The sequence below is a fragment of the Janthinobacterium sp. Mn2066 genome, from assembly GCF_049319705.1.
In the GTDB taxonomy this organism is placed as follows: Bacteria; Pseudomonadota; Gammaproteobacteria; order Burkholderiales; family Burkholderiaceae_D; genus Janthinobacterium.
The window spans coordinates 64815-76971 of the sequence record NZ_JBMOUF010000013.1 but is presented as its reverse complement, the minus strand read 5'-3'; the positions used below and the strand labels follow the sequence as shown (position 1 = coordinate 76971).

Sequence of the window (12157 nt, the reverse complement as noted above, 5' to 3'; positions counted from 1 at the left end):
GCGCACAGCCGACCACGGCTGTGCGCCAGATACAGAGGTATCCTACCTTAAATCAACTAATGCCTGCAGTAGCGATCAAAGTGCCGGGAAATGTTCAGGACTAGGCGCAGGGTCGAAGACAGTACGAATAGTACGAATAGTACGAATAGTACGAATAGTACGGAGAGGCCCTGCAACAACGTCCTGGACGTTTCTCCGGCGCTTTTACTTAGGTTGCATGCGGATTGCGCCGTCAAGGCGGATGGTTTCGCCATTCAGCATGACGTTTTCCACGATGGCTTTCACCAGTTGCGCGTACTCGCCCGGCTTGCCCAGGCGCGAAGGGAACGGCACCATCTTGCCCAGCGCATCCTGCACTTCGGCCGGCATGCCCAGCAACATCGGCGTTTCGAAAATGCCGGGCGCGATCGTCATCACGCGGATGCCGCTGCGCGACAGGTCGCGCGCCATCGGCAGGGTCAAGCCGGCCACGGCAGCCTTCGACGAGGCATACGCAGCCTGGCCGATCTGGCCGTCAAAAGCGGCGACCGAGGCCGTATTGACGATGATGCCGCGCTCGCCTTCGGCCGTGGCGTCCGTCTTGCCCATGGCGTCAGCCGCCAGGCGGCACATATTGAAGGTGCCAACCAGGTTGATGTTGACCACGCGCTGGAACAGTTCCAGGGGGTGCGGACCATCCTTGCCCACGGTTTTCACGGCTGGTGCCACGCCGGCGCAATTGACCAGGCCGCGCAAGGTGCCCAGCGCCACGGCGGCGGCCACCACCGCCTTGCCATCGTCTTCCGAGGTCACGTCGCACTTGACGAACACGCCGCCCAGCTCAAGGGCCAGCGCCTGGCCCGCCTCGACCTGCACGTCGGCCAGCACGACCTTGCCGCCCGCGCCCGCCAGCATGCGCGCCGTCGCCGCGCCCAGTCCCGAAGCGCCGCCCGTGATAATGAATACCTGATCCTGAATCTGCATCTAGTCTCCTGATGTGGTGATGGCCTATGTTGGCACTCCATTGACGTTTACGTAAACGTCATGCTCACACCAATTTTACATCAGAAGCACTGGATAAAAGCGCCATTCCTTTGACAGATGCGTCCGTTGGCATCGAGCGTGCTGTTGCCCGCGCCGTTGTAGCGCGCGCCAGATGCATCACGGCAACCGCCCACATCGCAGGCGCCGACGGGCACCAATGGCCTGGAAACGGCCGCGCTTGATCCCGGCGGCATGGTTTGAAAGTGCACCACGGGCGGCGCCATCTGCACGGAAGGCATGCGGCCGATCACTTGCGCCACCGCGCGGCGGTGGCCGACCGGTGGCGCCGGACGACAGGGTTCGACGGCCAGCTTGCTGCTGTCATGCGGGTCGAGCCGGCAGACGGGCAAGTCCTGTGCGGCTGAAGCTTGCGCTTCTGCCGCCGGCTGTTCCTGCGCCATCGCGCGGCCACCGGCAACAGCGGCACACAGCATCAGCATGGCCAGGGCGGACTGGCAAAAACGGGACAAGGCTAGCTTCATGACAGCTCCAGAAAACGTCTGCCTTCATTATTGGCACATGGGGCGCCAGAACCTAGCAGCGGTAACAATTTCTCACGTTTTACGGTGGCGTGCCGCATGCACAGGCAGCAAAGCAGGCGGTAACAGTGTTTTATTTTCAGACGACACTTTCTTTCTTGCCAGGATGGCATTACAATAAGAACGATTCTTATTCTCATTTGATACAAACGCGCCATCACAACATATATATATCCCCAGCCACCCGGAAGGCAGCCAGGATTTCACCATCTTCCGGGAAGCCCAACATGACCAAGCGCAGTTCCGCTTTTGCCGCACGCAGCAACGCCACACGCCGTACCGCCCTCCTCCTGCCCTGTTTGCTGTCCCTGGCCGTCAGCCAGGCCTGGGCCGAAGACCATCCCGCCCATAACGACGTCACCATGAGCACGGTGGTCGTGACCGCTTCCGGCACGGCCATCGACATCAAGGATGCGCCGGCCAGCATCAGCGTCATCACGCGCGAAGAAATCGAACGCCAGCCCGTGTATGACTTGAACACCTTGCTGCGCCGCATCCCTGGCGTGACGGGCGGCACCAGCCCGGTCGGCGATGAATCGAAGATCAAGCTGCGCGGCCTGCCCGACAAATACACCTTGATCCTGGTCGATGGCAAGCGCGTCGGCAGTTCGGCCGACACCTCGTACCGCCCGGACCTGGGCCGCCAGGACTTGAACTGGATTTCGCCGGACATGATCGAACGCATCGAAGTGGTGCGCGGCCCCATGTCGTCGCTGTACGGTTCGGACGCCATGGGCGGCGTGATCAATATCATCACGCGCAAGGTGCCCGGCAAATGGAATGGTTCGGCCACGGCCAATTACACGCAGCCGCAAGACAGCGGCCGCGGCACGGCGCACCAGCTGGGCCTGAATATCGCCGGCCCGCTGTCGGACGCGGTCGGCATGCGGGTCGGCATCGCGCAATCGCGGCAGAATCCCGATGAAAAAGTCATCGGCAAGGCAGGCGGCATCGGCGGCGAACGCAATCAAAGCATCACGGGGCAATTGAACTGGGCCTTGAACAGCAAGCACAGCCTGTCTTTTGACGCCAGCTACGGCCGCCAGGAAGCCAGCGATTCCTCGACCCAGGATGCCGAGGGCTACCCGCTGTTCGGCGCCTGGGGCGCGAGCAAGCTGATACGCAAGAGCGCCGCCATCGGCTATGAAGGCCGCTGGGATGTCGGCAAGACCCGTGTCAATCTGTACCACAACGATTACGACAACCAGTATCCGGGCACGGTGGCCAAGTCGAAGGACAATACGCTGGACGCAACCCTGGAAAAACGCCTGGGCTGGGGCGTCGAGCAATTGCTGGTACTGGGCGGCCAATGGAAGCATGAAGAGCTGACCAATACCGACACCATCGGCACGGTGCCGACCGATTACCTGGGCAACCCGGTCAGCGGCGCCAGCTTGTCGGGCACCACCTCGGCCCTGTTCGCGGAAGACCAGTTGTTCCTGCGCGACAACCTGACGGCTACCATCGGCTGGCGCCTGGACCACCACGGCAAGTTCGGCAACCACCACAGCCCGCGCCTGTACCTGGTGTACCACCCGGCGCCCGCATGGACCGTCAAGGGCGGTATCTCGCAAGGCTTCCGCGCCCCCAGCCTGAAGGAAAATTCGCCGGCGTCCGCCACCAATTCTGGCGGGCGCGGCTGCACCAGCCTGTATCCGCTCGGCTATATCCGCGGCGAATGCTTCATGGCCGGCAATCCCGACCTGAAACCGGAAACCAGCACGGCGGCCGAAATCGGCATCGCCTATGAAAAAAATGGCTGGGATGCGGGTTTGACCTATTTCCATACGGATTTCAAGAACAAGATCGATTATGCGCCGCTGGGTTTTTACCAGAATAAATGGTGGACCCGCATGACGAATATCCAGAAGGCCCGCACCAGCGGCCTGGAAGGCACGTTGACGATTCCTTTAAGCAAGCACTTGAACTGGCGCAACAACCTGACGTATATGGCGGAAGCAAAAAACTTGACCCTGGGCACCAACCTGCTGGCCACGCCAAAAGTCTCGCTGTACTCGGCGCTGGGGTGGCAAGCCACGGATCAATTGTTTGCGGAAGTATCGGCCCAGTACACGGGCAGGGAACTCGACGCCGACAGCCGCAGCTCGAAACGGCGTCCGCCCAACAAGGCCTATACCATCGTCGATACGGTCGTTTCGTACAAGATCACGCCATACTGGACGGTGCGCGGCGGGGTGGAAAACCTGTTCAGGAAAGGCCCAGCCAACGATGGCCTGGTTGAATACTATGTGCCAGGCCGGCGCATGTTTGTCGGCCTGACATCGCGGTTTTAACGATATTACGGCGGCGTATCAGGGCGCTACGCTGCCGGGCGCGGCATTCGTGGGCGCCACTTGCCGCCAGGGCACGCTGCAGCTTTTCACGTCGGGATAATACCCTTGCGGATTGTCGCAGTAGTAGGATGCCGGCGCGATCTGCGTGCCGCCCTGTTCCACGTACACGGGCGGTTGTTGCTGCACCACGATGGTGCCGGTGTACGGATAGGTGTACCAGGGGTCGCCATACCAGCCTGGCCCATAGCCGTAGCCCCACGGCGCACCGAGCCAGACGCCGACATGGCCGCCGCCATGGTAATAGCCGCCGCCGTGGTACCCCCCATGGTACCCCCCATGGTAGCCGCCGTGAAAGCCGCCGCCATGGAAACCGCCCCCATGGCCGCCAGGCGCAGCAGCCGCATTGCCCGCCAAAGCGGCGCAGGCCAGCACCAGTAGCGCCAGCGCGCTACGCCGTTTGATACTACCCAGTTGCGTGTTCATGATTTCTCCTGCCTTGGTCAGCCTGATCAACAGGCATGGTTCATTATTGGCAGACAAGTCCATATATGAAAGGAACCGTAACAATTGCTCACCTTTTATACGCAACGCATATAGATAAAAGACAACTCTTTGGGCCATAAAAAATGCCCCGTTTCCGGGGCATCTGGCTGAAACACCATTACTGTGGCGGCGTGATCGGCGCCGGTGGCGTAGCTGGCGTCAGGATCGGCGGCACCGTCGCGTGCACGGGCGCCGGCGTGGCGACTGCCAGCCAGCCCGTGGCCGGCAGCAGCGGCACCAGCAGCAAGGCCACGATATTGATGATCTTGATGAGCGGATTGACGGCGGGGCCGGCCGTGTCCTTGTACGGATCGCCCACCGTGTCGCCCGTCACGGCCGCCTTGTGCGCCTCGGACCCCTTGCCGCCGAAATGGCCATCCTCGATGTATTTCTTGGCATTGTCCCAGGCGCCGCCGCCGGTGGTCATGGAAATGGCCACGAACAGGCCCGTGACGATGGTGCCCATCAGCAAGCCGCCCAGGGCCGCCGGCCCCAGCAGCATGCCGACCACGATGGGCACGACTACCGGCAACAGCGAGGGGACGATCATTTCGCGGATGGCCGACGCCGTCAGCATGTCGACTGCCTTGTCGTATTCGGGCCTGGCCGTGCCTTCCATGATGCCCTTGATGTCGCGGAACTGGCGCCGCACCTCCACCACCACGGCGCCGGCCGCGCGACCCACCGCTTCCATCGCCATGGCGCCGAACAGGTAGGGGATCAGGCCGCCGATGAACAGGCCGACGATCACCATCGGGTTCGACAAGTCGAAGGTAATGTGCTGGCCCACCGATTCCAGGGCGTGCGTGTAGTCGGCAAACAGCACCAGCGCGGCCAGGCCGGCCGAACCGATGGCATAGCCCTTGGTCACCGCCTTGGTGGTATTGCCGACGGCGTCGAGCGGATCGGTAATCGCCCGCACGGAATCGGGCAAGCCCGACATCTCGGCGATGCCGCCCGCGTTATCGGTGATGGGGCCATAGGCGTCCAGCGCCACGATAATGCCGGCCATCGACAGCATCGAGGTGGCGGCAATCGCGATCCCGTACAGGCCGCCCAGCTGGTACGACACCAGGATCGCCACGCAGACGGCCAGCACCGGATAGGCGGTGGACTTCATCGATACGCCCAGGCCGGCGATGATATTGGTGCCGTGGCCCGTGGTCGATGCTTCGGCGATATGGCGCACGGGCTTGAAGTCGGTGCCCGTGTAGTATTCGGTGATATACACCATCAGGCCCGTGAGCACGATGCCGACCACGGTGGAACCCATCATCTTGTAGCGCATGGCCTCGTCCGGCCACAGCAGCCAGGTAACGATGGCAAAGCCGATCAGCGACAGGCCGGCCGCCCACCACAGCCCCGTGTACAGGGCCGACATGATTTTCGCGCCCGGTCTGGTTTTCACCATCGAGCAGCCGACGATGGAGGCGAGTATCGACACGGCTCCCAGCAGCAGCGGATAAATGATGGCGGTGGTGCTGGCGTCGGCCAGCAGCAAGGCGCCCAGCAGCATGGTGGCGATCAGGGTCACCACATAGGTTTCAAACAGGTCGGCCGCCATGCCGGCGCAGTCGCCCACGTTGTCGCCCACGTTGTCGGCGATGACGGCCGGGTTGCGCGGATCGTCTTCGGGGATGCCCGCCTCGACCTTGCCCACCAGGTCGGCCCCCACGTCGGCGCCCTTGGTGAAGATGCCGCCGCCGAGCCGGGCGAAGATGGAAATGAGCGAGGCGCCGAAAGCCAGGCCGATCAGCGGCTTGATCAAGTCATGCTGGGTCAGGCCCGGCGCGCCCGTGCTCACCAGCAGCCAGTAAAACAGGGTCACGCCCAACAGGCCCAGGCCGACCACCAGCATGCCGGTAATCGCGCCGCCCTTGAAGGCCACGTTGAGCGCCTGATTGATGCCCAGGGTGGCCGCCTGGGCTGTGCGCACATTGGCCCGCACGGACACATTCATGCCGATGAAGCCGCAGGCGCCCGACAGTACGGCGCCAATCAGAAAGCCCAGCGCCGTATGCAGGCCCAGCAAGGCGTAGATGGCGATCAGCAGCACCACGCCGACGATGGCGATGGTGCGGTACTGGCGCGCCAGGTAGGCAGCTGCGCCCTGCTGGATGGCCAGCGCGATTTCCTGCATGCGCGCATTGCCGGGATCCTGTCGCAGGATCCAGCTGCGCGACACCAAACCATATAGGACTGCGACCACGCCGCACACTACTGCAAACCACAGACTGGCTGCCATATCGTCTCCTTCTGTTTTTATCGACGTCATTGCCAAAGATTGCAGACCGTACCGCCACAGGACCGGCACGCGCAACCAGGAAAACACGCACTGCAAAAAACTTCAACTACGAAAAAGAATGACAGGGCCCGTGAAAAGCAGGCGCAAAAAAAGCGGACACTGGGGTCCGCTTTTCCTTGATTTATTGTGCCAGGGCGGCAAATGCGCTGTCGCGAATTTGTTCCACCGGACCGACGCCGGCGATGCGGCGGTATTTCGGTGCGCCTGGCAGGCCGGACTGGGCCCAGTTATTGTAGTAGTCGAGCAAGACCTTGGTCTGGTTGTGGTACACGTCCAGGCGTTTCTTGACCGTTTCCGCCTTGTCGTCGTCGCGCTGGATCAGCGGCTCGCCGGTGACGTCGTCGATGCCGTCGACCTTGGGCGGATTGAATTTGGTGTGGTACACGCGGCCCGAACCGGGGTGGCTGCGGCGGCCATCCATGCGCTCGATGATCGAGGCGTCAGGCACGTCGATTTCCAGCACGTAGTCGACATCGATGCCGGCGTCTTTCATGGCGTCCGCTTGCGCGATGGTGCGCGGGAAGCCGTCGAACAGGTAGCCATTGGCGCAATCGGCGTCCTGCAGGCGGTTCTTGACCAGGCCGATCATGATGTCGTCCGACACCAGGCCGCCCAGGTCCATGACCTTTTTCGCGGCCAGGCCCAGTTCGGTGCCTTCCTTGATCGCCGCGCGCAGCATGTCGCCCGTGGAGATTTGGGGAATATTGTATTTTTCTTTAATGAAATTAGCCTGGGTGCCCTTACCGGCACCGGGTGCTCCTAACAGTATCAAACGCATGAAGTTTCCTAAAAAGCAGATTTTGGATGGGATCTATGTAATTATTTTTAGATGGTGTTGCAATGACTATCTTTCCCTACGAAACTTACCACAAAAATTCACCGGAACGCCAGTTTGCTATCAATTTGCTATGAGCAGATTGATCGAAGCCAGCTTTTATCGCACCGGGCGTTTCGAATTGTGGTTTTTGTTGCAGGCGCAGATAGTCTTTGCCTCACGCACTCACGGTGCCTGAAAAACGGACAGGGCAAGGCGCATTGCCGCAGGCAGTACGATGAGTACGGCAAGGCAGTGCAACGCAGCCATGGTCGTTTTCTCAGGCGCCGTGGCGATAGTGCGCTTGCACTCTGGCTAAATCTTGCGGCGTATCCACGCCGGCGGCCGGGGCCGAATCGGTCACATGCACGGCAATCGCATACCCATGCCACAGCACGCGCAGCTGTTCCAGCGCCTCGATGCTTTCCAGCGGCGAGACAGACAGGCCAGGATAGGCTTGCAAGAAAGCATTGCTATAGGCATACAAGCCGATATGGCGCAGCGGCACGTAGCCAGCCGGCAAGCTGTCTTTCGACTGAGCAAAACCATCGCGGTGCCAGGGAATCGTGGCGCGCGAGAAATACAGCGCGCGGCCCGCCTTGTCCAGCACCACCTTGACCACGTTCGGGTTGAAGGCGTCGGCCGCGTCATGCAGCGGATGGGCGCAGGTGGCCATCGGCACGTGCACGCCGATCTGCGCGGCGCAGGCGGCCAGCAGCGATGGGTCGATCAGCGGCTCGTCGCCCTGCAGGTTGACCACCACGGCGTCGTCGGCCAGGCCCAGGGTGCGCGCCACTTCGGCGATGCGGTCCGTGCCCGAGGGATGGTCGGCACGCGTCAGGCACACTTCCACGCCGTGCGCGGCGCAGGCGGCGCGGATGTCTTCATGGTCGGTGGCGACGATCACGCGCGAGGCGCCCGACAGGGCAGCCTGCTCGGCCACGCGCACCACCATCGGCTTGCCGCCGAGGTCAGCCAGCGGCTTGTTGGGCAGGCGCGTGGAAGCCAGGCGTGCCGGGATGATGACGATGAACGGCATCGCTTATTCCACTGCGTCTTGCAGAGTGCGCGCTTCGTCGGCCCACATGATGGGGATGCCGTCACGGATAGGGTAGGCGAGGCGGTCAGCGCGGCAAATCAGTTCCTGCGCCTTCTTATCGTGTTCAAGCTGGCCCTTGCAAACAGGGCATACCAAAATATCAAGCAGTCGAGCGTCCACGACATTTCTCCACAATTTGTTGTGCCAGCGCGTTATCAATATGCGCACTGACCGGGACGACCCACAGTCTCGGATCGTCTTTGAGATATTCAATTTGCGCACATTTTACTGCATCCTTCTCCGTGATCAATATCAGCTCGGCATCGAGTGCGGCAAATGGCTGGTCGAGGAAATCGTGATGGTCGGGCAAAGGCAGTTCGGCAAACGATAATCCGGCCTGGCGCAGCGTGGCAAAAAAGCGCTGCGGATTGCCGATGCCGGCCGCCGCCACGATGCGGTCACCGCGGTTTGCCAGCTCAGCCAGCGGCTTGCGTTCAGTGCGGTCGATCAGGCGTTCAGCCACGCTGCCGGCCAGTTGCATGGGCACCACCAGCCCGCCCCTGGGCGCTACCCTGGCGGCCAATGCAGGATCGAGCTGCGGCATATTGATCACCGTCACGTCGCGGCGGCGGCGCGGCGGCTCGCGCAAGGGGCCGGCCGGCAGCAGCCAGCCATTGCCCACGCCGCGGCCATCGAACAGCACAATCTCGACATCGCGCTGCAAGGCGTAATGCTGCAAGCCATCGTCCGTCACCAGCACATCGACTTCAGGATGGCGCTCCAGCAGCGCCCTGCCCGCCGCCGCCCGGTCGCGCCCCACCACCACGGGACACGCGCCGCGCTGGAAGATCAGCAGCGGCTCGTCGCCTACCTGCTGCGGCGTCGATTGGGCCGTGACGGCGCGCGGCAGCTTGTCCGCGCTGCCATGGCCACGCGAGATCACGCCCGGACGCATGCCGGCCGCGCGCAAGGCTTGCACCAGCCAGATCGTCAGCGGCGTCTTGCCGGTGCCGCCGATAAAGATATTGCCGACCACCACCACCGGCACGGGCAGGCGCGCCGATTTCAATATACCCGCGCGGTACAGGCCGCGCCGCAGGCTGCCCAGGCCGCCAAACAGCAGCGAGACTGGCCACAGCGCGCACGCCAGCGGGCCGCGCTTGAGCCAGGCGCGGGTGAGGGTCGATTCGAGTTGGGGGGGGGATGTGGGCATGGGATGAACTGAAAGTGGGAACCCAAAAAGAGGGCTGGGGTCAGTCCCTGCGGGATCGGAATGTGTTCCATTGGAACACATTCCCCCGACGGGTCTGACCCCGGTGCTGCAGACGTTATTTGGATCCGCTCGCCTGCGCCGCAAACGTCAGCTTTTCATAGCCGGCAATACGCGCCGCTTCCATCACGTGGATCACCATCTGGTGCATGGCGAACTGGTCGGCATTGACCACCACCACCGGCGTCTGCGCGGGCGGCTTGCCGCCGTTGGCCGCTTTCGCCGCTTCCTGCAGGGCATCGGCCAGGCCGGCCACGTCGCGGAACGACACGGGCTGGCGGTTCACCGTGTAATTGCCCTTGGCGTCCACCGTCACGTCGATCTGCTGCGGCTGCTCCTTGGCTTGCTCGGCGTCGGCCGTGGGCAAGGTGATCTGCAATTCCGTAAACTTGCTGTAGGTGGTGCTGACCATCAAAAAGATCAGGATCACCAGCAACACGTCGATAAACGGGATCAGGTTGATTTCGGGGTCTTCACGCCCCTTGCCTTTGCGGAAGTTCATTGGCGGCCACTGTGGACGATGTCGACGAATTTGACGGCTTGCTGCTCCATGTCGATCACGAAGCTGTCGACCAGGGCGCGGAAATGACGGTAAAACACCAGGGTCGGCATGGCAATCGCCAGGCCAAAGCCCGTGTTGTACAGGGCTACCGAGATGCCGTGCGCCAATTGCGCCGGGTTGGAACCGCTGGCGTTTTGCGAACCGAAGATTTCGATCATGCCGACCACGGTGCCAAACAGGCCCATCAGCGGCGCCAGGGTGGCGATCGTACCCAGGGTCGTCAGGAAACGTTCCAGCACGTGGGCCACGCCGCTGCCCGCTTCTTCGATCGATTCCTTCATCACCTCGCGCGGCGCGTTGACGTTGCGCAGCGCGGCGGCCAGCACCACGCCCAGCGGCGAATTGTCTGCCAGCTTGTTGATGGTATCGGGCGTAATCTTGCCACCACGATAGACCTGCACCACTTCGTCGAACAATTTGCGCGGCAAGATCTTGCTGCGCCGTAAGTACAGCAGGCGTTCGATGATCAGGGCCAGGGCCACGATGGAAGCGATCAACAACAGCCAGATGGGCCAGCCGGCGGCTTGGAATATAGCGAGCAAAGGAAACTCCTGGGTTTGTTTGGCAAGGCGCCGCGTCGACCATACTGATCAACGACAGCAGCCCCTATTGTACCCACCGGCCATGGTGCTACGGCCAGCGGCAGAATGGCGCAATGTAGCGCGTTGCAGCGCTGGCGGCAAGTGGTGCTTGCGGCCAGCGCTGATGCACAAGCGCTGCCTGCCGGCCGGTTTTGCACATATTGTGTGGATAAGATTGTGCGCAAGCGCCAGGGATAAATCCTAAGTCCTTGATTTTATGGCGGATTATATCGCTGCGTAAAATACAGGCATAGCAGCTGTACGCCATTAGTCAATGTTACAAAGGCAAGAATTCCAAAGTTCTGCACATTTACTGTGGACAAGATTGTGTGCAAGGCTGTTGAATTAAAGTAAGTCATTGATTATAAAAGACTTGTTTTCATTGTTTAAAAAAGTGGCAGGCGTTACTGAAACGCGCCGATGGGCGGCAGCCAAGTTCTGCACATAATCTGTGGACAAGATTGTGCGCAAGCATACGGATACACGCTAAGTACATTGATTTATATCGTTTTTATTTGACTGCATAAAAATAGGGCAGATAGCCGGAATAGCCCGCATGGTGCAGAAAACAGGGGACAACCGGCAAACATCACGCCACTTTTCCACCGCCGCGCCAGTTCCACACATAAAATGTGGATAAGATTGTGAGCAAGCCGCCCGACTCCATGCAAGAGCCTTGATTTTAAACGTCTTTTTTGGATTGATTAAAAATAAGGCAGGCAACCGGGCGAACAGGAAGCCGCAAAACGCGGTGGAAAACAGCGCCATCCCTGAAACGATTTAGCCAGTTTTGCACATATTCTGTGGATAAGATTGTGTGCAATACCAAGAAATAATCACAAGTCATTGATTTATATCAGCATTTATATCTTGCATAAAAAAAAGGCACGGCAATCCGGGACGCACAACGGATGCGCCCGGTGGATAAAAGTCCGCCACCACACAAGTTCTGCACATTTTTTGTGGATAAGATTGTGTGCAAGGCCATGCATGGCATACTAAACCATTGATTTGCAATGACTTTATTTCCGTGCGCAAAAATGCAGCACAGCATTTTCCTGATGGCTTGCGGCATGCAGCGGGCCCATCCATGGGGCACACAAAGTTCCGCACATTTTCTGTGGATAACTTTGTGCGTAAGTGAGGGCAGCATGACTGATGTGCTTGATCCTAAAGGCTTTTTTCCT

General features: G+C 60.8%; 11 protein-coding genes. 1 reads left to right on the top strand and 10 read right to left on the bottom strand.

Annotated elements, in window-relative coordinates; translation table 11 throughout:
- Positions 1–204: 204 nt before the first annotated feature.
- Both ACL9RI_RS23160 and ACL9RI_RS23155 read right to left on the bottom strand, forming a co-directional pair.
- On the bottom strand, positions 205–963 hold the full coding sequence (locus tag ACL9RI_RS23160) for a 3-hydroxyacyl-CoA dehydrogenase (protein ID WP_422728835.1): 759 nt from the start codon (positions 961–963) through the stop codon (positions 205–207).
- Positions 964–1043: 80 nt separating this feature from the next.
- Positions 1044–1505: a hypothetical protein gene (locus ACL9RI_RS23155; RefSeq protein ID WP_422728834.1), complete on the bottom strand. Its 462-nt coding sequence runs from the start codon at positions 1503–1505 to the stop codon at positions 1044–1046.
- A gap of 284 nt (positions 1506–1789) precedes the next feature.
- Here ACL9RI_RS23155 and ACL9RI_RS23150 point away from each other — a divergent pair, with 284 nt between their 5' ends.
- Complete coding sequence (locus tag ACL9RI_RS23150; RefSeq protein WP_422728833.1) at positions 1790–3856, top strand: TonB-dependent receptor domain-containing protein; 2067 nt, start codon at positions 1790–1792, stop codon at positions 3854–3856.
- A gap of 18 nt (positions 3857–3874) precedes the next feature.
- Here ACL9RI_RS23150 and ACL9RI_RS23145 read toward each other — a convergent pair whose 3' ends face one another.
- The 8 genes from ACL9RI_RS23145 to ACL9RI_RS23110 all read right to left on the bottom strand — a co-directional run bounded on the left by ACL9RI_RS23145 (position 3875) and on the right by ACL9RI_RS23110 (position 10931).
- Positions 3875–4339 (bottom strand): hypothetical protein, encoded by a 465-nt coding sequence (locus ACL9RI_RS23145; RefSeq protein WP_422728832.1) that lies wholly within the window; start codon positions 4337–4339, stop codon positions 3875–3877.
- A gap of 178 nt (positions 4340–4517) precedes the next feature.
- Positions 4518–6644 carry a sodium-translocating pyrophosphatase gene (locus ACL9RI_RS23140; RefSeq protein ID WP_422728831.1) on the bottom strand — a complete coding sequence of 709 codons (2127 nt, stop codon included), beginning with the start codon at positions 6642–6644 and terminating at the stop codon, positions 4518–4520.
- 181 nt (positions 6645–6825) lie between these two features.
- Entirely contained in the window at positions 6826–7482 is a 657-nt protein-coding gene (gene adk / locus ACL9RI_RS23135) for an adenylate kinase (protein ID WP_422728830.1), read from the bottom strand.
- 316 nt (positions 7483–7798) lie between these two features.
- A complete protein-coding gene (gene kdsB, locus ACL9RI_RS23130; protein ID WP_422728829.1) occupies positions 7799–8557 on the bottom strand; it encodes a 3-deoxy-manno-octulosonate cytidylyltransferase in 759 nt (252 codons plus the stop codon).
- A gap of 3 nt (positions 8558–8560) precedes the next feature.
- On the bottom strand, positions 8561–8737 hold the full coding sequence (locus tag ACL9RI_RS23125; RefSeq protein ID WP_183678328.1) for a Trm112 family protein: 177 nt from the start codon (positions 8735–8737) through the stop codon (positions 8561–8563).
- Positions 8718–9770: a tetraacyldisaccharide 4'-kinase gene (lpxK, locus tag ACL9RI_RS23120; RefSeq protein ID WP_422728828.1), complete on the bottom strand. Its 1053-nt coding sequence runs from the start codon at positions 9768–9770 to the stop codon at positions 8718–8720. Before lpxK ends, ACL9RI_RS23125 begins: the two co-directional genes overlap by 20 nt.
- A gap of 115 nt (positions 9771–9885) precedes the next feature.
- Entirely contained in the window at positions 9886–10329 is a 444-nt protein-coding gene (locus tag ACL9RI_RS23115; protein ID WP_422728827.1) for an ExbD/TolR family protein, read from the bottom strand.
- Entirely contained in the window at positions 10326–10931 is a 606-nt protein-coding gene (locus ACL9RI_RS23110) for a MotA/TolQ/ExbB proton channel family protein (protein ID WP_422728826.1), read from the bottom strand. Before ACL9RI_RS23110 ends, ACL9RI_RS23115 begins: the two co-directional genes overlap by 4 nt.
- Positions 10932–12157 lie beyond the last annotated feature (1226 nt).

Bases quoted from the DNA above. Each gene is read 5' to 3' on its own strand.
- ACL9RI_RS23160 (WP_422728835.1), bottom strand. From the start codon at position 963: ATGCAGATTCAGGATCAGGTATTCATTATCACGGGCGGCGCTTCGGGA.
- ACL9RI_RS23155 (WP_422728834.1), bottom strand. From the start codon at position 1,505: ATGAAGCTAGCCTTGTCCCGTTTTTGCCAGTCCGCCCTGGCCATGCTG.
- ACL9RI_RS23150 (WP_422728833.1), top strand. From the start codon at position 1,790: ATGACCAAGCGCAGTTCCGCTTTTGCCGCACGCAGCAACGCCACACGC.
- ACL9RI_RS23145 (WP_422728832.1), bottom strand. From the start codon at position 4,339: ATGAACACGCAACTGGGTAGTATCAAACGGCGTAGCGCGCTGGCGCTA.
- ACL9RI_RS23140 (WP_422728831.1), bottom strand. From the start codon at position 6,644: ATGGCAGCCAGTCTGTGGTTTGCAGTAGTGTGCGGCGTGGTCGCAGTC.
- adk (WP_422728830.1), bottom strand. From the start codon at position 7,482: ATGCGTTTGATACTGTTAGGAGCACCCGGTGCCGGTAAGGGCACCCAG.
- kdsB (WP_422728829.1), bottom strand. From the start codon at position 8,557: ATGCCGTTCATCGTCATCATCCCGGCACGCCTGGCTTCCACGCGCCTG.
- lpxK (WP_422728828.1), bottom strand. From the start codon at position 9,770: ATGCCCACATCCCCCCCCCAACTCGAATCGACCCTCACCCGCGCCTGG.
- ACL9RI_RS23115 (WP_422728827.1), bottom strand. From the start codon at position 10,329: ATGAACTTCCGCAAAGGCAAGGGGCGTGAAGACCCCGAAATCAACCTG.